Below are 23,006 nucleotides of genomic sequence, written 5' to 3' on the forward strand. Positions count from 1 at the left end.
TTGATTATCTGAAAGTTTTTTCAATAGGTTTTGCGATGCTATCAAAAGGGATTTCCATAGGTTTTACTGGTGTATCACCTCTTAATTTTGCAACACCTTTTGCGACAATTTTATCGCCTTTTTTAAGGCCGTCTGAAAGCACATACATATTTCCAACAGTAGCTAACACATTGATACGTGTTGAAACAGCCATATCGTCCTCTGCAATTTTATAGACATAGTAACTGCCTTGACGCTCGTAAGTAGATTCTTGTGGAACTACAATAGCATCTTTATAGGTTTTAGGAACTCTGATTTTTCCACTGTTCCCGTTGGTTAAAAGTCTTGCATCATTATCAAAAACGGCACGGAAGGAGATAGAACCTGTATTAGCATTAACTTGAGAGTTGATAGTCTCAACAGTTCCTTCTTTTTGGTATTCAGATCCGTTAGCTAAAATTAAAGTGACTTTAGGAAGATTCTTAATTTTATCTTCAATCGTATTGCCTTCAGCGTTTTGAATGAAATCAAGATATTCTCTCTCATTCATAGAGAAATAAGCATACACTTTACTGATGTCAGAAACGGTAGTTAGTGGCTCTTGATTTGAAGGACTTACTAAAGACCCTTTACGAAGTCTGATAGCACCAACATAGCCATCTACAGGGCTTGTAATGTTACCGTAACCAATGTTTGCACCAATACTGTTATAAGCACTTTGAGCTTGTTGCAACTTTGCTTTTGCAGTCGCTAATTGTACTTCACTAATAATGTTTTTCTCTACTAATGGTTTTAGTTTTTCAACTTCAACTTGCGCCGCATTAACATTTGCTTTTGCAGCAGCAGCATCTTGATTCAAGGATTGGGTTTCCAATCTAAAAAGGGTTTGACCTTTTCTAACTTTTTGACCCTCATCAACTAAGACGTCAGTAATGTAACCTGAAATTTTTGCACGCACCTCACTATTGTTGACTCCTTCAATACTTGTTGGATAAGTGGTATAGCCAGTTACTGTTTTTTGAGGAATTTCAGTGACTTGAAATGGCATTGGCCCTTGTGGCCCTTGTGGTGCTTGTTCTTTTTCTCCACAGCTCATAAAGAGAGCTAATATGCTTAAAGCGAATACTAATGGAAGTTTGGTTGTTTTCATTGATTACAGTTTTGCGTTTTTTTCTATTATTTTTGATCTTAATGTGTCTACGGATTGTGTGACTTCTTCAAGGAATTGAATGTAGTTGTCATGGAAATCGAGTTCAAATTTTACGCTTCCGTCAGCGGTTTGATCATTGATTTTCCGTTTGTAAATTTTTATTTCTTGATGTAAGGCTTTTTGCTCCATCCAAGATTCCATCAACGTGTCGATACTTTGAAGGATGCTATCTTCATTGATGGTGTAGTATTTTTTACGGTCTCCAGGCTTAGTGAAATAAACGATTTTCTTTAAATCCGCTAAATGATTGAGATGGGTAGAAATCGTGCTTTTACTGGCACATAAGTCGGTGACTAAATCTTCAAATGTGGTTCCTATTTTGCCCGTTAAAACGATATAGGATAAAATACGGGCCGCAACAGGAGCGTGTTGTTCCTTTTGCTCCATAAACACACCTAGTCTTTCGACTAAATCTTGTTTTTCATTTCGCACTTTGTTGTCCATTTGTGAAAATTTTATGCAAAGATACTTTAGGTTCGGAACTAACCGAACCAAACGAAGTTAAAAAAATGTTAAATAAAAAAACCGACAGTTGCCTATCGGTTAATTGTTATAAGGAGTATGGTTTTATAAAGCAGATTTAAACTGTTCTAAAAAGCGCACGTCGTTTTCACTTAATAAGCGGATGTCGCCAATTTGATGCAATAACATTGCAATACGATCGATGCCCATTCCGAAAGCAAATCCTGAATAGATTTTTGAATCGATACCACAGTTTTCAAGAACATTAGGGTCTACCATGCCGCAGCCCATAATTTCCAACCAACCTGTACCTTTAGTGATGCGGTGGTCAATTTCTGTTTCCAGTCCCCAATACACATCTACTTCAGCACTTGGCTCCGTAAATGGGAAATAGGATGGACGCAAACGAATCTTGCTTTTGCCAAACATTTCAGTAGTAAAATATTGAAGTGTTTGTTTTAAATCGGCAAAACTAACGTCTTTATCAATGTATAAGCCTTCTACCTGATGGAAGAAGCAGTGTGAACGAGATGAAATGGCTTCGTTTCTAAACACGCGACCCGGAGAAATAGTACGGATTGGCGGTGTGTTATTTTCCATATAGCGCACTTGCACAGAACTTGTGTGCGTACGTAATAAAATATCAGGATCGGTTTGGATAAAGAAAGTATCCTGCATGTCTCTTGCCGGATGGTATTCTGGTAAATTTAAGGCCGTAAAGTTGTGCCAATCGTCTTCAATTTCCGGACCTTCGCTCACGTTGAAACCAATACGGGAAAAGATGTCTATAATTTGATTCTTGACAAGAGAAATAGGGTGACGCGCACCAATTGCAATAGGCTCTCCCGGACGCGACAAGTCGCCATAAATACCTTTTACCTCTTCCTTGCTTTCCAGTTCTTCCTTTAGAGTATTGACCTTTTCTTCAGCAGTATTCTTAAGCTTGTTAATAATTTGTCCAAACTCTTTCTTCTGATCGTTAGGCACGTTTTTGAATTCTGCAAAATACTCATTCAAAAGTCCTTTTTTACCTAAATACTTGATACGAAAAGCTTCAATCTCCTCTTTAGTTTGGGCTTTAAATGCTTCAGCTTCAGCAATACGTTCTTTTATCTTGTCTATCATAAGTCAAAAAATGAATGGCAAATTTACTGTTTTTTTGGATTTTACGTTACCGAATACAATGGAAATCCACTTCTAAATAAGCGGAAAACCTTCGATACTATTATTGTATATAATCTACTTCTACAAAATAATTTACAATAGCTTCCTTCATTAAGACGCTTTGTTCTCCCGCTTTTAATGGTGGCAATTGCTCCTTTACTTTATAATGTGGCCATTTATCTTCATCATAATAATCAAATTCATAATAGCCATACGGTTCTAACAAACGGCAAATGGCAATATGCATTAAATCTAATTTATGATCCTTTTTGAATTTTTTGTGGAGTTGTCCAAGCTCTTGAACACCAATTAAATAAATTATGGCATCCAAATCTAAAGGGTCTCCATCAGCAAATTGCTCTGATAATTTTTTAACAACGAGTTCCCAACGTTGTTTTAATTGTTCGTCTCTTGACATCTCTTTAGTTTCAGGTTTAAAATTTAAAATTTGAGGACCACATTGAAATTAGCATTTCAATTTGAGAATCCGGTCAAAATTAAATTCTCGCAAAGTTAACTTATATTTGACGAAATTCTGTAAGATATGAGTGTTTTGGATATCGTTTTAACGGCCCTGATCCTTTTTGGATTGGTACGTGGACTGATGAAAGGTTTTTTTGTAGAAATAGCGTCTCTTGTAGCGTTGGTTGCTGGAGTTTACGGCGCCATTCATTTTAGTAATTATGCCGCGACGTTTATTGATGAAAACTCTGAATGGGATGAAAAAACGGTCAATATTCTGGCATTTGCAGCTACTTTCCTTATCATCATCTTAGCGATTGCCCTTGCAGGAAAGGCGCTAACGAAGCTTGCTGATTTTGCCGCTTTGGGAATTGTAAATAAACTCTTAGGAGCGATTTTTGGAGCTTTAAAAATAGCAGTAATCTTGAGCGTGGTGCTGAATGTTTTTGACAGTCTGAATCGTGCGATTCCGCTTACGGATGAAGCGAGTATTGAAGATTCAATGCTGTATGCACCCGTAAAATCTATTGTTCCAACAATTTTCCCTGTTATTTTAGAAAAGAAAAAGGAACTGGAAGAAGAGTCTGAAACCGAAGAAACGCTGGTGACTGAAGCACCAGCTAAATAAGAACTTAAACTTTTGTTCTTAACTGCCGTTTTTATTCCAGATGGTAGATTTCCATAATATCTTTTAGATACCCATCAAAATCAATATTGAGGTCGATGAGTTTTCCTGTGTGCACATTAAATACCCAACCGTGTACCACCAAACCTCTGTCTCTATTCGCTTTTTGGACAGCAGCCGTTTTAATTAAATTGACACACTGTTCCTGAACATTCAATTCTACAAGTCGGTTATAACGCTCAGTTTCATCTGTAATGGCGTTTAATGTCTTACGATGAATACGGTATACGTCACGAATATTACGAAGCCACGGATTAAGAATACCCAAATCTTCGGATTGCATGGCCGCTTTTACGCCACCACATTCATAATGGCCACATACTACGACATCTTTAACCTTTAAATGATTGACGGCATAGTTGACAACAGACATCACATTGAGGTCAATACTAATGACCATATTGGCGATATTACGATGCACGAAAACCTCACCAGGACCTAAGCCCATCAGTTCTTCTGCAGTAACGCGACTGTCCGAGCAGCCGATAAATAAAAGTTCTGGATTTTGACCTTTTCCTAAATCTTCAAAGTAGCTAGGATTCTTGGATAGTTTCTCTTCTATCCATTTTTCATTATTCTTAAAAACTTTCTTTACATCCATTTGTTTCCGCTTTAACTTAAAGATTCAGGGGTTAAAAGTAGTAAAGATATGTGTTTTCTGAACGAATTTCTGATGATTATCTTCTTTGTTTAAAGCGATAAAGGTAGGATTTGATTGATAGAATATTGAAGCTAAATTAATTGCAATCGAATGTCAAATAGCTATCAAACGATAAAAACTATTTCTAAAAATGCATATTACAAACACTATCGAAATCGATCGTTTTGTAATTTAGATATAGAATATCTGTTATAACGGAATTATTCAATCAGAAATAGAAACTATATGGCCTTAATAGCATCCGTAGGAATCCAACCGGTTTTACCATCGGCAAGTTTAATTTTCTTCCAGTTGTTAACGGTATCTAAGATTTGCACTTTAGTACCTTCATGAAGTTTAAACGACTCGGTACTTCTAAGATTCGGTTCGCTTTTTACTTGACTTTCCTTAGCGAAAACAATCGCAGGGCGATCATTTTGAACAAGGTTATAATTATTAAATGCTAAGGCTACAGAGCCAAAAGCAAGAATGAGAAATGACATTGCCGCAACAAAAGCCATTCGTTTTTTTGTAGAGCCAGAATTGAAATAGAAAAGCAAATAGAACGCTATAAACAGTAACATTAAGACTACTGATAGTTTCGCCCACCCATCAAAAGTGAGCCAATTGGTGACATTTTTGGTGAATTTTGAAAACCCAATTTCAGGCACCTTTTCAATCGCATCAATAGTCATATTGCGTGCAAATGCAATGTTATTTTGAATTTCCTTATCATTAGGAGAAAGGCGTAAAGCCTTCTCATAATAGTAGATGCTCGGTGCAATATGATTCAGTTTATAATGGGCATTTCCCAAATTAAAATACACTGCAGCGGAATGTTCGCCGGCATCAATAATAGCTTCGTATTTTGAAATGGCTTGTTCAAAATCGCCTTTATTATACAAATCATTGGCTTGCTCAAATAGCGCTTCGTTTTGGCCAAAGCCTAAAGTGCCTATTAAAAATGTCAGTATGTAAACAAAATGCTTCATTTTACTTAATCTGTTTGTCAATTACTGAAATTGTGGCCGCTGCCTTATCGTAGTCATGCTGCATGGTTACTTCAGAGAATGGCGTATAACGCGCCAATTCACAACTGTCTAAAATGGATAGGAAATCAGTAACTACAGCCTCATCTACTTCTCGTTTTAGGAGTAATTGTTGGATGCGATCTTTACTTAAATCGCTCGTTTCTATGCGCAACTTCGCTTTTAAATAATTGTGTAATGCTTTTTCAAGCGCAATATAAAAAGCTTCTTTTTGACCTAATGCTTTTTTGGCAAAGCCTAGATATTTTTTAGCAAGCTTATCGGCTTTACGTATTTTATTTCCACTAATATCAGCAGCACGTATCGCTTTTTTCTTGCGGAATACCATCGCCAAAGGAATTGCCATTAGCGGTAATAAAAGGGAGCTCCAGTACCAAGACGAGTTAAAGAATGGCTCAGCTATGATTGGTTCAAGATTGGCTTTTCGCTTTACAAAGGCAAATTGCTCATTGTTCATGGTAACGCGCTGTTTGCCCTCACCTACATTAGCGATATTGCTATCTGAACTCGAATTATTTGTTGGGCCTTCAATAACGTTGATGACGAGTTGCCCTGAAGAAATGGTTTTATAAGTTTCGGTTTTTAAGTCGAAATACGTGAAATCTACATTAGGGATTGGGTACTTTCCTTTGTACTGTGGCACAATTGTATAATTATCTACAATACTACCTTGCATCCCTTCGGAAAGCGTTCTGATGTTTTCAGTATGTTCTGGCTCATAAACCTCCAATGAGCTTGGGATGGTCAACTTAGGTAATTGAAATAGTTTTAAATTTCCCTTTCCTGTGACTTCTACACGCGCTTGTAAAGATTCTGTAGCGTTTAAGTCGGTTTTTGAGGTTGTTAATTTGAAATCGAAATCACCAACAGCACCAGAGAAATCGACTGGTTTCCCATTTTCAGGAAGCGCTTTTACATTAAGTGTTTTACTACCGGCAGAAACGGTTTTATGAACTTCTGAAGTAAGAACACTGCCGAAAAAATCACGTTTTTTGGTTGGCACTTGAACTGTTAGGTCTAAACTTAAGGGCTCGATTTCTAATTTTCCTGATTTTTGTGGATATAATACTGTTTTTCTGATCACTAAATAACGATAGTTGCGACCTTTAAATTCAGTTTTCTGTATTTGAGTACCTTTCAAATCAATGTTTTGGCTCCAGAAATCATTGTATCTCGGGTTGCCAATCTCTCTAAAATTACTTACTCCAATATCTTCAGAAACATATAATTTATAGGTTACGGTAACTGCTTCGTTGAGGTAGGGATTGGTTTTTGAAATTTCAGCAATCAGGTGCACGTTGTCGTCCGCCACATTTTCAGCATTATCCGGGTCGTTTGGTCTAGTGACCGCCGTGGTAATTTGAACCGTTACTGGTGATGTTTTATAGATTTCACCATCAATTTCTATAGTTGCTTGATTGATGGTAATGGATCCTGTTTTTTTAGGTGCTAAAAAGTAGCTGTATGTTTTTGAAAAGGAGCGGACACCATTAATCCATGAATGGCTGACCGATTGGTTTGGACCACCAACCACTGTAAAATCAGCAAATGACGGCGGATTGAAATTGTCACCATCAGTGTTCATCTCAAAATCTACGCGTAATCGCTCATTAATACCCAATTGTGTCTTGCTGACTTTTGCCTCAAATTTTACTTGGGCAGATACAAAACTTGCACTGAAGAGGATAAAAAATAATGGTATGTAGTGTTGCAGTTTCATGTGTTTACGATAATGGATAGATAAGGGTTTCTTTAGAAATTATACATCTCATTATGCTTCGTTTTACCAGTCTTTTTCTGTTTTTACTTTGACGCCTTTTTGTTTATCGGCATTCATTTTTTCCTGAACTTTCTGCTCCTGATTATTCATGGCTTCCAATAAGTTCTTTATTTGTTGCGGAGACAGTTTGCCAGGTTGTGGCTTTTGCTGCTGATTTTCATCTTTTCCTTCTTCATCTTTAGGTTTGCCCTCATCTTTCTTATCGTCGCCTTCCTTTTTATCTTGATCTTTTTGGTCGTCTTTATTGTCTTTATTATCCTGATCCTGTTGATCTTTGTTGTCTTTATCCTGGTCCTTGTCTTTATTCTCGTCGTTCTTTTCTTTGTGCTTATCCTGGTTTTCGTCAGGCTGCTCGTCTTTTTGTTGCTCAGCACATTCTTTAGCTAAACCAAGGTTGTAACGCGTTTCATCATCCGTTGGATCATTTCTCAACGCATTTTTATAGGCTTCGACCGCTTCCTTACACTGTTTATTTTTCATCAAGATATTTCCAATATTATGGAATGCCTTGTGTTTTTCGGATTTGTCAGTAGCGTTTTTAGCAGCTTGTTGTTGTCGGTATAAGGCTTCTTCGTAGTTGCCTTTTTTGTAATAGGAATTTCCTAAGTTGTAAGTTCCGGCCACTGAGGCAGGTTGTTTGGAAATTGCTTTGCGATATTCTTTTTCTGCGGATATGAAATCATCATTGTCCATGAGCACATTAGCTTCATAAACCAAATCGTTTGATTTTTTTGAGGCCAACAACTGCTCTTTTTCTTTCTCGTCATTTTGAGAAAAAGCGAAAGATGTAAAAAGTAATACTAGTAGGGTTAGGTGTTTCATCTCTCTATAACATAATGAGCTTTTCATTTCATTAATGATGGTTGCCCATCAGAAGCTCAATTCAAATCGAAATTTAATTTTCCACATGTTCAAAACAGTGCATAAAACTAAAAAAACTAATGGTATCAGGGTTATAATGTTTTCTTAAAATACATTTAGAACCCAATCTTTAACAGTGTTTTAACCATAAACTGGTGTCGGTCAGGTTTTTGTTGTGAGATTCCCTAATTCTGAGAATCTGCAAAAGCTCTTACTTAACATGAGCAACTAAAAGTCCTCGTTAAATAAGTTCAATCGTTTTAACCAAGAGGTACGTCTTTCCAACAATAACACATCAATCAACAAAAAGAATAGTGCTGCAGCCAAAAACCATTGAAATTGCGATTCGAAATCAGCGAATTGCTTGGCTTCAAACTCTGTTTTATCCATTTTATTTAAGATGTCTCGGATGTGCTCCACCACTTCAGTAGTGTTCCTGCCGTTAATGTAAGAGCCGTTAGCCTCTGCAGCAATATTTTGTAACGTGCTTTCGTCTAAACGGGTTACAACGGTTTCGCCATTTAGATCTTTTTTATAGCTGATAATTCGGCCATTACGCTTCTCAGGAATCGGTCCACCTTTTACATCACCAACACCAATGGTAAAAATACGAATGCCTTCCTCTTGAGCTTCTTGAGCAGCGTCAGTCGCTAAGGCACCATGATCTTCTCCGTCAGAAATGATGATGAGTACACGATTGGTATCTTGGTCATCATCAAAATAGGTTTTTGAAAGTTCAATGGCTTCATGAATAGCGGTTCCTTGTGATGAAAGCATATCCGTATTCATACTTTGAAGGAACATTTTCGCTGCCGCATAATCTGTTGTAATTGGCAATTGCGGAAACGCTTTACCAGCATAGGCTATAATCCCAACGCGGTCACTCGCTAAATTATTGATGATTTGCGTGACCAATTGTTTCGATTTCTCCAAACGATTGGGTGCAATATCTTCCGCCAACATACTTTTTGAAACGTCAATAGCAAACACAATGTCGACACCTTCACGCTTTACTGTCTCTAATTTGGTGCCCACTTTAGGGTTCACCAAAGCCATTACTAAACACGCAAAAGCAAGAGATAATACGACAACTTTTAAAATGGATTTGAAGAGTGAGGAATCTGGGCTTAATCTCCTCAATAAAGATTTGCTTGCAAATTTACGTTGCACGCGGTGTTTCCACACTTGCAATAGTAAAAACACAATAATGATCAACGGTATGACCATTAATCCCCAAAACCATATTTTTTCTTCTAATTGCATTTTTTAGTCTTCAGTCCGTAGGTTTCAATGGGCGCAATAGCCTTGAATACCCGGATATATTTTTAATCTTTAATTAAAACTTCTAAATACCGTTGATCGTAATAAAAACTCAATAAGCAATAATCCGAACGCCAATAGCACTAATGGACGGTACTTTTCTTCGTAATTATAATACTTAAATTCTTCAACATCGGTTTTTTCCAGTTTGTTGATCTCCTCATAAATGGCGGCCAACTTTTTATTATTATCAGCTCTAAAATACTTACCGCCAGTCACTTTTGAAATGTCTTTTAATAAGGCTTCATCAATTTCCACTTGTTGGCGTCCATATTGGAATTGGCCATTTGGTAAAATTCCGATAGGAGATAAAGCCGTTCCGTTAGTTCCAATCCCAATCGTGTACACTTTAATGTCATATTCTACCGCTAATTCACTGGCGATTTTAGGGTCGATAAATCCTGAGTTATTAACCCCATCGGTCAGTAAAATAATGACTTTACTTTTTGCTTTACTGTCTTTAATACGGTTAACCGAGGTTGCTAAACCAGAGCCAATGGCAGTTCCACCTTCAATAATGGTATTATATTTAATCTCACTTAGCGCGCGCAACACGATGGCTTTATCGCTCGTAATTGGTGTTTTTGTATAACTTTCACCTGCGTATTCTACAATTCCGATACGGTCATTAGGTCTCCCTTTAATAAAGTCTGACGCTACCTTTTTAAGCGCTTCCAAACGGTTTGGAAGTAAATCTTTAGCAAGCATACTTGCCGATACGTCAATGGCAATTACAATATCAATACCTCTCGTAGTTTTTGATTTGGTAGACACATCCACGGTTCTTGGGCGTGCTAAAGCTGTAATGATTAAAGCGAGTGCCAACATTCTTAATACAAACAGGCCGTGTTTTGCTTTTGGCAACCAAGATTGGGTGAATTTAAACCCTTTTATGGTCGACATTTTAAGTGCAGCAGTTTGCTTGTTGTGCTTCAAAACATACCATAAAATGAGGAATGGTAGGATGAGAAACAGCCAGAAAAACTCTTTATTTAAAAATTCAATTCCTTCCAGCATCATTCTTCTTTTTTGAGTTCAACTGAATTTAAAACGCGCTCCATAATGGCATCAGCATAATGGTCTTCTGCATCCCAGACCAAGATAATTTGCTGCAAAATATTCTGCGCGGTAAACGCTAATAACACATAGTTTCCTTTTCTGTATTGATTAGAAAGTGGCGTAGGGAAGGACGCAGAACCGAAAACTTTCAGACCTTCCGCAGCATTAGGCGTTATAAATTGCTCGCGTTTAACCAAAATGTCTCTGACATTATTTTTCTCCAACATTTCCAAACCTCCATTAATCGCAAGATTCAGATCGATTTTAGTGGTGTCCGCAACATTGAATTTTGAGGTGCTCACCACGATATTTAAAGACCCCAACAAATTACCGTAGCTGAACATGGTGGTTTTAGCAGTTCCGGTAAGCGAATCAGTTGTTTTCGATTCCACACGTTCTAATACGGCAGGCGTTGAAATGTAAATTGGCGGCACACCATATTCGCTCGTTACCCAATCGCCTTCCAATAATTCTTTGTTGTCATTACCAATAATGGTGTCCTTAACATAGTCGAAGCCATATTTTATGGAGAACCCAACAAAGGTGGCAAGCAGTAAAAACAGTGAAAGCGCAACCGTAATAATAATTTTACGACGTTTCTTTTTGCGTGCTTGTTCTTCTTTATACTGTTGATCTAATAATTTTTCTTCTTCCGTAGGTTCTGGCAAGGCTTGTTCAACATGGTCAATTTCTAAATCGATGGTGTTTCTATCAATTTTTGCCAACTCAATATCTGGTGCGGATTTTGCGAATTTTACCAAATCGGCACGCTTCAGAATGGTTTCAATATTTCTGATGTCTTCTTTACTCAGTTCTATTTGGTTGCCATCTTTTAGTAAATTCAAACGGTGCACCAATTCGTCAGTAGTACTTTCTAGCGCACGATCATAGACTTGTTCATCAAGATAGCGTCTGATAATGAATGTCAATTCAGAATAATAGCCTTTAAGTTCAGATTGCTGCAGGTAATCTGTTTCATCCAATTTCTTAAGGGCGAGTTTTGCACGTTGATAAGGCGGTAATAATGCAATTTCTTCTTCTTCGGATAATGGTTTTTTACGCCAAATAAACCAGTACATTAAAAATGCGATGAGTGCAAGAATTGCTAAAATTATCAAAGCTGTTTTCCACCAATCACTCGGACTTTTTTCAACTTCAATAAATGGTTTGATGTCGTAAAGACCTTGTTTTGTTGAGTCCACAAGGATGTTATTGACTTCAACCCTTAAAGAATCAGTGAAATATTCTTTAGTGCCAATAATAATTTTTTGCCTTGGAATGGTATAACTGCCCGAATCAAATTGCGTTAATCCGTACTTTTTGATGAGGTTATACTTCGCGTTTTTTAGAGTGGTGTCTATTTTATAAGACTCAATCATTTCCAAAGGAGAAAATGTCTGTCCTTCAGGGAAAACAACAAAATCTGTAGTATCTGCTTCCACTTCAACTTTATAGGTGATTTGTTCTCCTATTTTGATTTTCGCAGGGTCTATGGATGAGTTTACTTGCGCAAAAGAGAAAACCGAAATGAGAAAAAAGCAAATAGAAAGAACGCTTGAAGCACGAAGCTTAAAGCGTGAAGTATTGTAGGTTATATGTCGAAAATCGTAATTCATAAATCGTAAGTCGTTACGCTCTGCGTTTAAAATAGCCCAATAATTTTGTGACATAGCTTTCGTCAACACGACAGTCTATAGTGCCGGCGCCAGATTTCGAAAATGTATCTTTAAAATAGACGACGCGCTCGTGGTGATATTTACTATAATCTGTTCTAATCTTTTTTGAAGCCGTATTGACCAACATGTATTCGCCAGTTTCTTCGTCTTGCATTTGAACCATCCCTAAATTTGGAATGCTCTCTTCGCGTTGATCATACACTCTAATTCCGGTAATGTCGTGTTTATTAGCGGCAATTTTTAGGGTGTGCTTATAATCGTCCGCCATAAAATCAGAAAGCAGAAAAACAATGGCTTTCTTTTTCATTACACTCGATAAAAATTTTAACGCTTGTGTAATATCTGTTTTCTTGCTTTTTGGCTTAAATTCTATCAATTCTCGGATAATACGCAACACGTGAAATCTTCCTTTTTTTGGAGGAATGTACAATTCGATAGTATCCGTAAAAAGAATTAAGCCAATTTTATCGTTGTTTTGAGTGGCTGAAAACGCTAACGTAGCTGCAATCTCAGTAATAATTTCATTCTTGAATTGTTGGTCTGTACCAAACCATTCTGAACCTGAAATGTCCACCATAAGCATCATGGTGAGCTCACGTTCTTCCTCAAATATTTTAATGTGAGGCTCATTATAACGCGCCGTTACATTCCAGTCAATATTTCGGACATCATCACCATATTGATATTGACGGACTTCGCTAAAAGTCATCCCTTTACCTTTAAAGGTAGAATGGTATTCTCCTCCAAAGATATGGTTAGACAAGCGCCGCGTCTTAATCTCTATTTTACGTACTTTTTTTAAAAGCTCTTTTGTATCCATTTTTTATTGAGTCTGCAATTGGCAGTCTTCAGTTTTCAGTCGTTATAATTCAGTGATGAGTGGTCCTATTACTGCCCACTGCATACTGAATACTTCGGACTTATTTATGGTACTTCAATTTCATTGATGATTTTGTTGATGATGTCAACAGAAGTTATGTTTTCAGCTTCCGCTTCATAAGTAATTCCAACTCTGTGGCGAAGTACATCATGCACAACGGCGCGAACATCTTCAGGAATAACATATCCACGACGCTTGATAAATGCATAACATTTTGCAGCAACTGCTAAGTTGATACTACCACGTGGAGAAGCTCCAAACGAAATTAATGGTTTTAAATCGGCAAGTTTATATTTTTCAGGATAACGCGTAGCGAAGATGATGTCGAGAATGTATTTTTCAATTTTCTCGTCCATATAAACTTCACGAACGGTTTGCTGTGCTCTTAAAATTTGATCTACAGAAACAACCGCATTTACTTTTTCGTAAGCGCCTTTCATATTAGAGCGCATAATAAGTTGCTCTTCGTCGATTTTTGGATAGTCGATAACCGTTTTAAGCATAAAACGGTCTACTTGTGCTTCAGGAAGCGGGTAAGTTCCTTCTTGCTCAATAGGGTTTTGAGTGGCCATTACCAAAAATGGCTTGTCCAATTTAAAAGTTTCATCACCAATAGTGACTTGCTTTTCCTGCATGGCCTCTAATAAAGCCGATTGCACTTTCGCAGGTGCTCTATTGATCTCATCAGCTAAGACGAAATTTGCAAAAATTGGTCCTTTTTTAATGGTGAAATCATTCACCTTCATATTATAGATTAAGGTACCAACCACGTCGGCCGGTAGTAAATCTGGAGTAAATTGTATTCTGCTAAAAGTAGATTCAATAGCCTGAGACAGGGTGTTAATGGCTAATGTTTTTGCTAAACCAGGTACACCTTCCAATAAAATATGCCCTTGTCCCAACAGTCCAATCAGTAAGCGTTCAACCATATATTTTTGGCCAACAATTACCTTGTTCATCTCAAAAGTAAGTAAGTCTACAAAGGCACTTTCTCTTTCAATTTTCTCGTTTATGCTTTTGATATCAACTGTGTCTTCCATCATTTTAGAATTTATTTAGACTGAAATAGGGTCTGATTTTTTGAGGTCTGCAAATTGTTAAAATTTTTATTGGATTGCTGTTAATAATTGGTTAAAAAAAAAGAGCAACACCCATGGTGTTGCTCTTTTAATACATTTTTATGATTTATACCTTAATTAATCGTAATCACGCCTAATGCGGTATTATTTTCAGCTGTAACTTGAACATTCTCTAATACTGAAGGCATTAGATCAGATTCAGGATCTGGTGTAAGAGTAACGGTATAACTTCCCGGGTTTAAACCTACCAATAAGAAGTTGCCTTCAACATCAGCATACGTTGTTATTTCGTCTACACCATTGGTAGCTGTAATTTGAGTTTGTACGCCTAATGGTAAAACGCTACCAGAAATTGTTCCGGTTGTAGCTTCAGCACTTGCTCTAATTACTGGCTTTAAATTGATGTTACCTGATTCACCTGCCACAACGATTGACTTATCAACGTCAAAATCCAATAGGAAGGTATAAGCCATATTAGGCAATAAGGTTTGGTTGAGTTTGATTTTCAATCCAGATTGTTGTGCACTAGGTGTTTTTAAAGGAAATGTCTCTCCGTCAATAACCACAGTGTTGTCATCGCCTAAAACCAAACGAATCTGGTTTAATGTTCCTGAAAGGACTTCAAAATCATCAACTAAAAGCACATTAACACCACCAGTTAACGTTAGTAAATCATATACTCCAGTGTTGATAGCTTCTAAACTTTGCCATCCTTCTTCACCTTCGCCGGCATCATTTACTTTCACCATCACATCAACAATGTCAATATAAACATGGTCAAAATCTCCTGGCGCATCCATTAATTTAATGGAAACTTTTGCTTTTCCTTGTGGGTCAGTTGCCGAATCATCGTCGCTACAACCAAAGGAGAAAAATGTTATAAGGGCTAATAAACTTGCTTTTTTTAAAATATTCATAGCATTAAAAATTTATAGGTTTAACTATATATACGCTTCTGTTAGAGAATTGGACTACATGAATATGGTCGGTTAATAGTACGTAGCTCATAGTCATTAGGTTAGCAGCTGAAAAAGTATTGGTTACAGATTCGTATTTTGATATAAGTGTGGGTTTCTGAAAACCTTAAACTTGGAATCTTAAATAGGATAGCAGATTACTCGGCGAGTTTTAAGTATTTTTATATTCGAAAGCAATAAATCAGAAAATGTAATGACGAATTATTCTCGAATTATAGCAGGGACAATGACGTGGGGAGGTTGGGGTAAAAGCCTATCAACTTCAGCTATGGCGGACTTAATTCAATTTTGTGTTGAACATGGGATTTCCACTTTTGATCATGCTGATATTTATGGTGGGTACACCACAGAGGCCGAGTTTGGAAATGCTTTAGTAGAAAGTAAAGTTGATCGTGAACACATTCAGCTCATCAGCAAATGCGGCATTCAGCATCTTTCTGGAGGTCGCAACAACAAGGTGGGGCATTATAATTATGATAAGGAGTATATTATTTTGTCCGTAGAAACATCATTAAGAAACCTGCACACCGATTATTTGGATGTGTTGTTATTGCATAGGCCTAGCCCGTTGATGCATCCTGATGAAATTTCAGAGGCTATTCAAATTTTGAAAGCGCAAGGAAAAATCAAGAATTTTGGTGTGTCTAACTTTACGCCGACTCAAGTTGATTTAATTTCTAAAAATGTAACTGTTGCTGTTAATCAAGTCGAGTTTTCATTAACCCAACATGATGCGATGCAAAATGGTACCTTAGATCAAATGATGATTAAAGATATCACCCCAATGGCATGGTCGCCTTTAGGGCATGTTTTTAAGGAAGATACGGAACAAACCCGACGCATTCATAAACAATTGGGTGAGCTTAGAGAAAAATACGATGCTACGGAAGATCAATTATTGCTCGCTTGGATTTTAAAACATCCGTCAAACATTCATCCTGTTGTAGGAACAACTACTAAAGAGCGACTTTTGAATGCAGTTAAGGCAAGGGATATCGCTTTAGAATTACAAGATTGGTTTTTGATGTTGGTGGCTGCACAAGGACATCCGATGCCTTGAGGAAGATGGCGGTATTCAGTATTCAGTTGGCAGTATTCAGTTGGCAGTCTTCAGTTTGTGGAAGGTTTGTAGTTATGGAGATGGATTAAGAATGAATTAAAAATTATAATAACACAATAAATAAAGATTCCCGCTTTTAGGGAAGAAAAGCATATGAATAGAAAAACAGCACTAATAACAGGAGCAACAAGCGGCATTGGTCGCGCTACGGCTCATGAATTTGCAAAACACGGTATTAATTTAATTTTGTGTGGCCGTCGTCAGGAGCGATTGGATACCATTCAAAAAGCACTTGAAAAAACGACCGATGTTCACACTCTAAACTTTGATGTGCGTGATAAAGACGCCATTTCTGAGGCCATTGCGTCTTTACCTGAGGCATTTAAAACCATTGATATTCTAATTAATAATGCTGGAAATGCGCATGGTTTGGATCCAATTCAGTCTGGGGATATGGACGATTGGGATGCGATGATGGACATCAATGTAAAAGGCTTGCTGTATGTAAGTAATGCGATTATTCCACAAATGACGGCGCGTCAATCTGGGCATATCATTAATATTGGATCGTCAGCAGGGAAGGAAGTATATCCAAAAGGCAATGTGTATTGTGCCAGTAAGCATGCGGTTTTAGCCATTACTGAAGGCATGCGCATCGATTTAAATCCGTTTGGAATTAAAGTGGGCGCTATCAATCCGGGTTTGGTAGAAACGGAATTTTCCCAAGTCCGTTTTAAAGGTGATGCTGTGGCGGATACGGTTTATAAAGGCTATAAAGCCTTACAGCCAGAAGATATTGCAGAGATTATTTATTTTGCGGTATCAAGACCTGCACATGTGAATATTGCTGATTTGTTGGTGTTTCCGACAGCTCAGGCAAATAGTACAACAGTAAAGAAAGATCTATAACTTATAATTATGCAAAAAAAAGCTGCTCTTAGGAGCAGCTTTTCTTGCTTATAAAATTCAGTTGGTTTAGTCGCAGTGGTTCTCATCAATGAACTTACCAATTGCACCACCTGCTTTTGCAACTTGTGATGCTGTAACACCAGCAGCTTCTGTAGGAAGGTTGAAATAGGTTTTGCCGTTAGAAGTGGTTTGATATTCTAAAACATTACCAACAGCTGTGAAATACGCTTCAATAATATCTACATGTGATTGCACTGAAGCTTCAGCTCCACTTAAACGTACAGCGCCCAATTGGAAGAATCCATTAAGTACCTGATTACCTCCGTAACCACGATCGATGCTCCAAATGTTCATTCCATCTGCTTGCGTATAAGTAGTTCCGCCGATCATTAATCCGTTAGTCCAAAATTCACTAGAGCCATTCTTTAAAGCACCATTAGCAAAAAAGAAACCTTGAGAAAATGAACAATATGGAACTTTAGGGCAACCAGGAGCTAACACGCTGCCCATAGTGCATGAATTTCCGGCTTTTACCCAAGAATTTGACATCACTGCTTCATAGCCTCTTTCAAATTTTATTTCAATTACCCAAGGACCTGAACCGTCAACGTTAATTTTTATAAAATTGTTAGTTGTTGCCTGCGGATTGCAACCTGTGCCTTGACCTTCGCTCGGCGTTAAGTCTGCAGGATTTCCATTTACGTTTGCGTATACAATATTTGCGAATGATGCGCTTTCATCGCCACAATTGTTTAAGTCAATAATATAATGACCTAAATCTTTAGCTCTAGTTTCAGGATTTTTCGAAATAATATAAGTCCATAAAGATCCATCCGAATTTTGTGAAACAGATACTAAATAATCAGTAGAAGCACTGGTTGAGTTGCGACTTCCTTTTTGTAAGGCATTCATAGCGGAAGTGTCATCAGATGTCGCTTCTTGGTTGCTGCAAGAGGTTAAGCAAAAGCTAAATAGGGCTAATAATAGAATTTTTTTCATTTTAGTTTAGGTTAAAAGTGTTAGACGATTTTTTAAAATTTTGGGTTAATTTAGATGTTAAAATGACATGTAGTTATTTTTCAAATTCAAAAACGATTCAAGAATCAAAATCGACGACGAGATGCATGCTCATGTCAAAATCATCGATGAAATGGTTTAGCGTTATTGCTGTAAGTAACTATAAAATAGTGCGGTAAGGGAGATAAGGTTGGTAGGTTGCGTAATCGTTAGTTTGTCTTATTTGGAATGATCAAGATTAACGAAATGATAAAAATGCAGGCTGTTATAGTATTGTCAAATTCATTAATTTTAATCGCAGGGTATTAATCGCTTTTGCATCCATTCATTTATATTTTCTTATTTTAACATTTGATGATCAACAAACGCCTTCTCATAAAAAACCTTCTAGCTCACAATGATGAGAATAGTTTTTATGACAAAAAACGGCAGATTGACATTGGGGAAAAAGAAGGGAAAGCGAAATTTCTTAAACACGTTTGTGCCCTTTCAAATACCAATCCGAAAAACAATTCCTATATCGTTATTGGTGTTGAAGATGATGATAATAGTATTAGGGGAGTTGACTTTTTTGATGACAGTAAGATTCAAAACCTAATCAATGCGTATTTAGTCAACCCGCCTATTGTGCAATATGAAAATATTCCGTTTCCACATTTGCCAGATAACAAGGTGGTGGGATTGGTAACAATTAGGGCAATTAATGGACTCACATCGCTCAAGAAAAATATTTGGAAGTATTATGGCGGCTCTGTGTTTTTTAGAGATGGGAGTATAAGCATGCCAAAAGTCTATGATGTTGAAATAAAGGATGTCAACTCTAAGATTGTTGCGGCTATTGAAAATAATTCTCAAAATAACATTCAACATACTTTAGATGGCGTCTTCGATTTTTTGAGCAAACGGAAAGATTACCATCCCGAATATAAAGTGTTTAAGGAGTACTTTGTGCTCTGTTGGGCTGGTCAGAAAAAGATGCATCATGGTGAGGCGTTTTATAGCAGGGTAGATATTGAGCTGATTAATGAACAAGTAAGATTGTTTTTTTCCACTTTAGATGAGGTGACCATTCATTATGATGAAGATTCTTTTAAGATTGTGGAGTATGTAAGTTTGGGAATTAATAACGATTTCAAATACTATCCTTTGGAGGAAACGCTTATTAGTTTTGGCAATAATGCGACTTATCAAATTGAAGCCAAATTGCTGTTTGAGGCACCTCAATTTGATAAAAAGGTCCTCCATCATATTTATAATGCCAACAATGCCATTTTAGAAAAGCTTAAAAATGGACAGTCACTTACGAACAGAGAGGTAAAAGACCTCAAAAATTTACCGGCCACGTATCTCATTTGTTATCTTAATTTATTCCATGAAGCGGTTGATAAACTTAATGAGGCCAAGCCCTATTTAAAAAAATATAATACTGACGCTTATGAGAGTCTTAAAGATTCATTACGGATCCTAAGAAAAGTTAAGTATAGTTAAATTTAGATTCTACATTACCGTTTATCGATGTTTTTGTACTTCCGGTGTCGTTCATACATATTTATTGACTAATCATAGTTTTTAACAAATTGGTATTAAAAAATAGTTGCATATTTACACTGCTATTAATCAATAAAATAACCCTGTTTCTTCTGAATTTATATCAGTTGTGAAATAGGGTTTTTTTTATGCGACATTTCGTCGATGTTTTTTAAAAGCTTTACTTTTTTGGATGTAAGGCAAGAATTTACGTCAACAAGTACACGGCCAGCAAGCAATCGAGCGTAAAATTACCCCGACTTATGGCTATGAATTTAGAATTTAATGATGCAGATTTAGGCTACTAGTTGCAAGCTAATTTTACGCATTGCGTATAAACTCCTCACACTTTTCGACCATATTTTTACTACCGCAAATAAAAGGTACACGTTCATGAAGTTCAGTTGGTTGAATATCTAAAATACGTTGTATTCCGTCACTTGCTTTACCGTTGGCTTGTTCCGCTAAGAACGCCATAGGATTACATTCATAGAGTAAACGTAATTTCCCTTTTTCATTGAGAGAGCTCTTAGGGTACATATAAATACCGCCTTTAATCATATTTCTATGAAAATCTGAAACTAATGATCCGATATAACGTGAGGTATAAGGTCGGTCTCCCTCTTCCATTTGGCAATATTTAATATAGTTTTTAACGCCTTGAGGGAAGTGGATATAATTTCCTTCGTTAACCGAATAAATACGGCCATCTTCAGGGAACTGCATGTTAGGATGCGATAAATAAAAGGTCCCAATAGCAGGGTTTAATGTGAATCCGTTAACACCATCACCCGTAGTATAAACGAGCATTGTGGACGTTCCATAAACCACATAGCCAGCGGCAACTTGCTGATTTCCTGGTTGAAGAAAATCCTCAATAGTAACCGGAGTTCCGATAGGCGTTACACGTCTGTAAATTGAAAAAATAGTTCCAACAGACACATTGACATCAATATTTGATGAGCCGTCTAAAGGATCAATGAGCACTACATATTTATTTTGATGATTTTCATCCTGACTGTTGATAGCAATAAAATCATCTTCTTCTTCACTGGCAATTCCACAAACAATATTTCTATTGGTCATGGTCTGGATGAATTTTTCATTGGCATATACATCCAATTTTTGCTGGTCTTCACCCTGAATATTTCGATCTCCAGCCGCACCAATAATATCTACCAATCCGGCTTTATTAACTTCATAATTGACTACTTTGGCAGCCAATCTGATAGAGTTTATAAGACTTGAAAGTTCCCCTGAGGAGTATTTAAAAGACGTCTGATTTTCAATAATGAATTCACCTAAAGTTTGATGTGTGCGAGACATGAAGTGTTTTGATTTGTTTTTGCAAATATCGTATTTTTTACCATACTACAACGTTTTCGGAAAAGTTAAATGGTTTTAATTTTGGCAGTTTACGTTATATTTGAAAAGAATTTTTGATAGATGAATTTCAATATAAGAAAGGCTGTTCCTATAGATATGCCTCGAGTACATGAATTATTAACGGAATTGGCAGTTTTTGAAAAAGAACCTGATGCTGTTGAGGTTTCCATTTCAGATTTACAAAACGACGGTTTCGGAAAGCATCCAGCTTTTGAATGTTTTGTGGCTGAAGTGGATGACAAAGTGGAAGGGATAGCCTTAGTGTATCCGCGTTATTCTACTTGGAAAGGACGGATTTTACATTTGGAAGACCTTATTGTGAGTCAAAAAATGCGTGGCAGCGGATTAGGGACTGCCCTATTAGACGAAGTTGTGCGTTATGGACATCAGTTAGGTGTAAAACGCATTTGTTGGGAAGTGTTGGATTGGAACGAGCCAGCCATTGAATTTTATCTAAAAAAAGGTGCAGACGTTAAACGCGATTGGGATGTGGTTCATTTAACTGAAGCCGGAATTAAGAATTATATAGCGACACTAGAAGATGCACGTATTTAAATTTGGAGGTGCCTCAGTTAAAGACGCGCTAGGAGTAAGAAACTTAGAAGCTGTTCTGAGAAAAGTAGGGTATGAAAATACGTTAATCGTTATTTCTGCCATGGGAAAAACCACCAACGCACTTGAGGTTGTTGTTGGGAATTATTTCAATACTAAAAACGAGCTGCAGAGTTCAATTCAAGACGTCAGGAAATATCATAATGCTATTTTATTAGATCTTTTTGATACAGGAGAAGAGGAATCGCATTCTGTTTTTAATAAAGTAGCGGCATTATTTGACGATTTAAGTGGCTTTTTTGACCGAAATAAATCGCCTGATTATAACTTTGTTTATGACCAAGTGATTGGTTATGGCGAATTGGTTTCCACCTTGATCGTAAGTGAATATCTCAATATGATTGGGATGACAAACACCTGGTTGGATGTTCGCGAATTAATTAAAACAGATACGTATTACAGACGCGCCAACGTTAATTGGGAGGCTACACAAGCTGCCGTAACTTCAAAAGTAAATACGTCAGTTTTGAATATTACCCAAGGATTTTTGGGGAGCGATGACAATAATTTTATGACCACGTTAGGGCGCGAAGGAAGTGATTATTCCGCCGCCATTCTTGCCTATTGCTTAAATGCAGACTATGTGACTATTTGGAAGGATGTGCCTGGTGTTTTAAATGCTGATCCGCGGTATTTTGAAAATGCACAACTGCTCAACAAAATATCCTATCGTGAGGCGATCGAGCTTGCATTTTATGGCGCATCGGTTATTCACCCAAAAACATTGCAGCCTTTACAGCAAAAGGAAATTCCACTCTTCGTCAAATCTTTTAAAGATCCTGAACATGCGGGTACCATGGTGGGGAAGGGTTCTGGAATAGAGCCTTTGATTCCGTGTTTTATCGTTAAGAAAAATCAAGTGCTGATTTCTTTGTCGTCTTTGGACTTTTCTTATATCGTAGAAGAAAATATCAGTGAAATTTTCAAGTTGTTGGCCTTGTACAAAATGAAGGTGGATGTGATTCAAAATTCCGCCATTAGTTTTTCTGTTTGCGTGGACAACGTGTATAACAATCTGCCCAATTTATTGCAACATTTAAAGGCTAATTTCAAGGTTTCGTGCCAAGAAAACGTATCCTTATACACTATCCGACATTATAATTTGGAGTCAATTGCTCAATTGGAAGTTGGTAAAACTGTGTTATTGAAGCAGTTGACGCTAGAAACGGTTCAGATGGTCACATGGTAGTGGCAAGAACAATTTATAAAAAA

Annotated in this window: 22 protein-coding genes; 6 read left to right on the top strand and 16 right to left on the bottom strand. The window is 37.1% G+C overall.

Annotated elements, in window-relative coordinates; all coding sequences use genetic code 11:
* Positions 1-4: 4 nt before the first annotated feature.
* The 4 genes from Q0947_RS07315 to Q0947_RS07330 all read right to left on the bottom strand — a co-directional run bounded on the left by Q0947_RS07315 (position 5) and on the right by Q0947_RS07330 (position 3,233).
* Positions 5-1,129, bottom strand: a complete 1,125-nt coding sequence (locus Q0947_RS07315) for an efflux RND transporter periplasmic adaptor subunit (protein WP_299394557.1) — start codon at positions 1,127-1,129, stop codon at positions 5-7.
* A 3-nt stretch (positions 1,130-1,132) separates the two neighbouring features.
* Positions 1,133-1,633, bottom strand: a complete 501-nt coding sequence (locus Q0947_RS07320) for a transcriptional regulator (RefSeq protein WP_299394560.1) — start codon at positions 1,631-1,633, stop codon at positions 1,133-1,135.
* A 123-nt stretch (positions 1,634-1,756) separates the two neighbouring features.
* Entirely contained in the window at positions 1,757-2,776 is a 1,020-nt protein-coding gene (gene pheS / locus Q0947_RS07325) for a phenylalanine--tRNA ligase subunit alpha (protein ID WP_299394564.1), read from the bottom strand.
* Between the two features lie 100 nt (positions 2,777-2,876).
* Entirely contained in the window at positions 2,877-3,233 is a 357-nt protein-coding gene (locus Q0947_RS07330; RefSeq protein ID WP_299394569.1) for a hypothetical protein, read from the bottom strand.
* 126 nt (positions 3,234-3,359) lie between these two features.
* Between Q0947_RS07330 and Q0947_RS07335 the strand changes: the two genes are divergently transcribed.
* On the top strand, positions 3,360-3,905 hold the full coding sequence (locus Q0947_RS07335; RefSeq protein ID WP_299394574.1) for a CvpA family protein: 546 nt from the start codon (positions 3,360-3,362) through the stop codon (positions 3,903-3,905).
* A 31-nt stretch (positions 3,906-3,936) separates the two neighbouring features.
* Here Q0947_RS07335 and Q0947_RS07340 read toward each other — a convergent pair whose 3' ends face one another.
* The 10 genes from Q0947_RS07340 to Q0947_RS07385 all read right to left on the bottom strand — a co-directional run bounded on the left by Q0947_RS07340 (position 3,937) and on the right by Q0947_RS07385 (position 15,223).
* On the bottom strand, positions 3,937-4,563 hold the full coding sequence (locus Q0947_RS07340; protein WP_299394579.1) for a carbonic anhydrase: 627 nt from the start codon (positions 4,561-4,563) through the stop codon (positions 3,937-3,939).
* A gap of 281 nt (positions 4,564-4,844) precedes the next feature.
* A complete protein-coding gene (locus Q0947_RS07345) occupies positions 4,845-5,594 on the bottom strand; it encodes a tetratricopeptide repeat protein (protein WP_299394583.1) in 750 nt (249 codons plus the stop codon).
* A gap of 1 nt (position 5,595) precedes the next feature.
* On the bottom strand, positions 5,596-7,371 hold the full coding sequence (locus Q0947_RS07350) for a BatD family protein (RefSeq protein WP_299394588.1): 1,776 nt from the start codon (positions 7,369-7,371) through the stop codon (positions 5,596-5,598).
* Positions 7,372-7,434: 63 nt separating this feature from the next.
* Positions 7,435-8,253 carry a tetratricopeptide repeat protein gene (locus tag Q0947_RS07355; RefSeq protein WP_299394592.1) on the bottom strand — a complete coding sequence of 273 codons (819 nt, stop codon included), beginning with the start codon at positions 8,251-8,253 and terminating at the stop codon, positions 7,435-7,437.
* 267 nt (positions 8,254-8,520) lie between these two features.
* Positions 8,521-9,555 (bottom strand): VWA domain-containing protein, encoded by a 1,035-nt coding sequence (locus tag Q0947_RS07360; protein WP_299394596.1) that lies wholly within the window; start codon positions 9,553-9,555, stop codon positions 8,521-8,523.
* 69 nt (positions 9,556-9,624) lie between these two features.
* The gene (locus tag Q0947_RS07365; protein ID WP_299395001.1) at positions 9,625-10,629 is read right to left on the bottom strand and encodes a VWA domain-containing protein; all 1,005 of its coding nucleotides are present in this window, start codon (positions 10,627-10,629) and stop codon (positions 9,625-9,627) included.
* Positions 10,629-12,341 carry a BatD family protein gene (locus Q0947_RS07370; RefSeq protein WP_299394601.1) on the bottom strand — a complete coding sequence of 571 codons (1,713 nt, stop codon included), beginning with the start codon at positions 12,339-12,341 and terminating at the stop codon, positions 10,629-10,631. Before Q0947_RS07370 ends, Q0947_RS07365 begins: the two co-directional genes overlap by 1 nt.
* Positions 12,301-13,167, bottom strand: a complete 867-nt coding sequence (locus Q0947_RS07375; RefSeq protein WP_299394605.1) for a DUF58 domain-containing protein — start codon at positions 13,165-13,167, stop codon at positions 12,301-12,303. The genes Q0947_RS07370 and Q0947_RS07375 overlap by 41 nt, the downstream gene beginning before the upstream one ends.
* 104 nt (positions 13,168-13,271) lie before the next feature.
* Positions 13,272-14,267, bottom strand: coding sequence for an AAA family ATPase (locus Q0947_RS07380; RefSeq protein ID WP_299395004.1), 996 nt, complete (start codon positions 14,265-14,267; stop codon positions 13,272-13,274).
* A gap of 152 nt (positions 14,268-14,419) precedes the next feature.
* On the bottom strand, positions 14,420-15,223 hold the full coding sequence (locus tag Q0947_RS07385; protein WP_299394608.1) for a DUF4382 domain-containing protein: 804 nt from the start codon (positions 15,221-15,223) through the stop codon (positions 14,420-14,422).
* A 253-nt stretch (positions 15,224-15,476) separates the two neighbouring features.
* Between Q0947_RS07385 and Q0947_RS07390 the strand changes: the two genes are divergently transcribed.
* The gene (locus tag Q0947_RS07390; RefSeq protein WP_299394612.1) at positions 15,477-16,343 is read left to right on the top strand and encodes an aldo/keto reductase family oxidoreductase; all 867 of its coding nucleotides are present in this window, start codon (positions 15,477-15,479) and stop codon (positions 16,341-16,343) included.
* Positions 16,344-16,496: 153 nt separating this feature from the next.
* Positions 16,497-17,252 (top strand): SDR family NAD(P)-dependent oxidoreductase, encoded by a 756-nt coding sequence (locus Q0947_RS07395; RefSeq protein WP_299394617.1) that lies wholly within the window; start codon positions 16,497-16,499, stop codon positions 17,250-17,252.
* Positions 17,253-17,318: 66 nt separating this feature from the next.
* Here the strand turns inward: Q0947_RS07395 and Q0947_RS07400 are convergent, their stop codons facing one another.
* Positions 17,319-18,251: a hypothetical protein gene (locus Q0947_RS07400; RefSeq protein ID WP_299394621.1), complete on the bottom strand. Its 933-nt coding sequence runs from the start codon at positions 18,249-18,251 to the stop codon at positions 17,319-17,321.
* Between the two features lie 372 nt (positions 18,252-18,623).
* On the opposite strand from Q0947_RS07400, the gene Q0947_RS07405 reads away from it, so the two are divergent.
* A complete protein-coding gene (locus Q0947_RS07405) occupies positions 18,624-19,757 on the top strand; it encodes an ATP-binding protein (protein WP_299394624.1) in 1,134 nt (377 codons plus the stop codon).
* A gap of 360 nt (positions 19,758-20,117) precedes the next feature.
* Here the strand turns inward: Q0947_RS07405 and fbp are convergent, their stop codons facing one another.
* Positions 20,118-21,122 carry a class 1 fructose-bisphosphatase gene (fbp, locus tag Q0947_RS07410; RefSeq protein ID WP_299394629.1) on the bottom strand — a complete coding sequence of 335 codons (1,005 nt, stop codon included), beginning with the start codon at positions 21,120-21,122 and terminating at the stop codon, positions 20,118-20,120.
* Between the two features lie 120 nt (positions 21,123-21,242).
* Between fbp and Q0947_RS07415 the strand changes: the two genes are divergently transcribed.
* On the top strand, positions 21,243-21,737 hold the full coding sequence (locus Q0947_RS07415) for a GNAT family N-acetyltransferase (RefSeq protein ID WP_299394632.1): 495 nt from the start codon (positions 21,243-21,245) through the stop codon (positions 21,735-21,737).
* On the top strand, positions 21,724-22,983 hold the full coding sequence (locus Q0947_RS07420; protein ID WP_299394636.1) for an aspartate kinase: 1,260 nt from the start codon (positions 21,724-21,726) through the stop codon (positions 22,981-22,983). Before Q0947_RS07415 ends, Q0947_RS07420 begins: the two co-directional genes overlap by 14 nt.
* Positions 22,984-23,006 lie beyond the last annotated feature (23 nt).

It is taken from the genome of uncultured Gelidibacter sp. (assembly GCF_947500795.1).
GTDB lineage: Bacteria > Bacteroidota > Bacteroidia > Flavobacteriales > Flavobacteriaceae > Gelidibacter.

Excerpts from the sequence above, each read along its gene's own strand:
- Q0947_RS07375 (WP_299394605.1), bottom strand. The coding sequence starts at position 13,167 with ATGGATACAAAAGAGCTTTTAAAAAAAGTACGTAAAATAGAGATTAAG.
- pheS (WP_299394564.1), bottom strand. The coding sequence starts at position 2,776 with ATGATAGACAAGATAAAAGAACGTATTGCTGAAGCTGAAGCATTTAAA.
- Q0947_RS07380 (WP_299395004.1), bottom strand. The coding sequence starts at position 14,267 with ATGGAAGACACAGTTGATATCAAAAGCATAAACGAGAAAATTGAAAGA.
- Q0947_RS07315 (WP_299394557.1), bottom strand. The coding sequence starts at position 1,129 with ATGAAAACAACCAAACTTCCATTAGTATTCGCTTTAAGCATATTAGCT.
- Q0947_RS07350 (WP_299394588.1), bottom strand. The coding sequence starts at position 7,371 with ATGAAACTGCAACACTACATACCATTATTTTTTATCCTCTTCAGTGCA.
- Q0947_RS07340 (WP_299394579.1), bottom strand. The coding sequence starts at position 4,563 with ATGGATGTAAAGAAAGTTTTTAAGAATAATGAAAAATGGATAGAAGAG.
- Q0947_RS07320 (WP_299394560.1), bottom strand. The coding sequence starts at position 1,633 with ATGGACAACAAAGTGCGAAATGAAAAACAAGATTTAGTCGAAAGACTA.
- Q0947_RS07415 (WP_299394632.1), top strand. The coding sequence starts at position 21,243 with ATGAATTTCAATATAAGAAAGGCTGTTCCTATAGATATGCCTCGAGTA.
- Q0947_RS07385 (WP_299394608.1), bottom strand. The coding sequence starts at position 15,223 with ATGAATATTTTAAAAAAAGCAAGTTTATTAGCCCTTATAACATTTTTC.
- Q0947_RS07330 (WP_299394569.1), bottom strand. The coding sequence starts at position 3,233 with ATGTCAAGAGACGAACAATTAAAACAACGTTGGGAACTCGTTGTTAAA.
- Q0947_RS07405 (WP_299394624.1), top strand. The coding sequence starts at position 18,624 with ATGATCAACAAACGCCTTCTCATAAAAAACCTTCTAGCTCACAATGAT.
- Q0947_RS07335 (WP_299394574.1), top strand. The coding sequence starts at position 3,360 with ATGAGTGTTTTGGATATCGTTTTAACGGCCCTGATCCTTTTTGGATTG.
- Q0947_RS07395 (WP_299394617.1), top strand. The coding sequence starts at position 16,497 with ATGAATAGAAAAACAGCACTAATAACAGGAGCAACAAGCGGCATTGGT.
- Q0947_RS07365 (WP_299395001.1), bottom strand. The coding sequence starts at position 10,629 with ATGCTGGAAGGAATTGAATTTTTAAATAAAGAGTTTTTCTGGCTGTTT.
- Q0947_RS07400 (WP_299394621.1), bottom strand. The coding sequence starts at position 18,251 with ATGAAAAAAATTCTATTATTAGCCCTATTTAGCTTTTGCTTAACCTCT.
- Q0947_RS07370 (WP_299394601.1), bottom strand. The coding sequence starts at position 12,341 with ATGTCACAAAATTATTGGGCTATTTTAAACGCAGAGCGTAACGACTTA.
- Q0947_RS07390 (WP_299394612.1), top strand. The coding sequence starts at position 15,477 with ATGACGAATTATTCTCGAATTATAGCAGGGACAATGACGTGGGGAGGT.
- Q0947_RS07345 (WP_299394583.1), bottom strand. The coding sequence starts at position 5,594 with ATGAAGCATTTTGTTTACATACTGACATTTTTAATAGGCACTTTAGGC.
- fbp (WP_299394629.1), bottom strand. The coding sequence starts at position 21,122 with ATGTCTCGCACACATCAAACTTTAGGTGAATTCATTATTGAAAATCAG.
- Q0947_RS07420 (WP_299394636.1), top strand. The coding sequence starts at position 21,724 with ATGCACGTATTTAAATTTGGAGGTGCCTCAGTTAAAGACGCGCTAGGA.
- Q0947_RS07355 (WP_299394592.1), bottom strand. The coding sequence starts at position 8,253 with ATGAAACACCTAACCCTACTAGTATTACTTTTTACATCTTTCGCTTTT.
- Q0947_RS07360 (WP_299394596.1), bottom strand. The coding sequence starts at position 9,555 with ATGCAATTAGAAGAAAAAATATGGTTTTGGGGATTAATGGTCATACCG.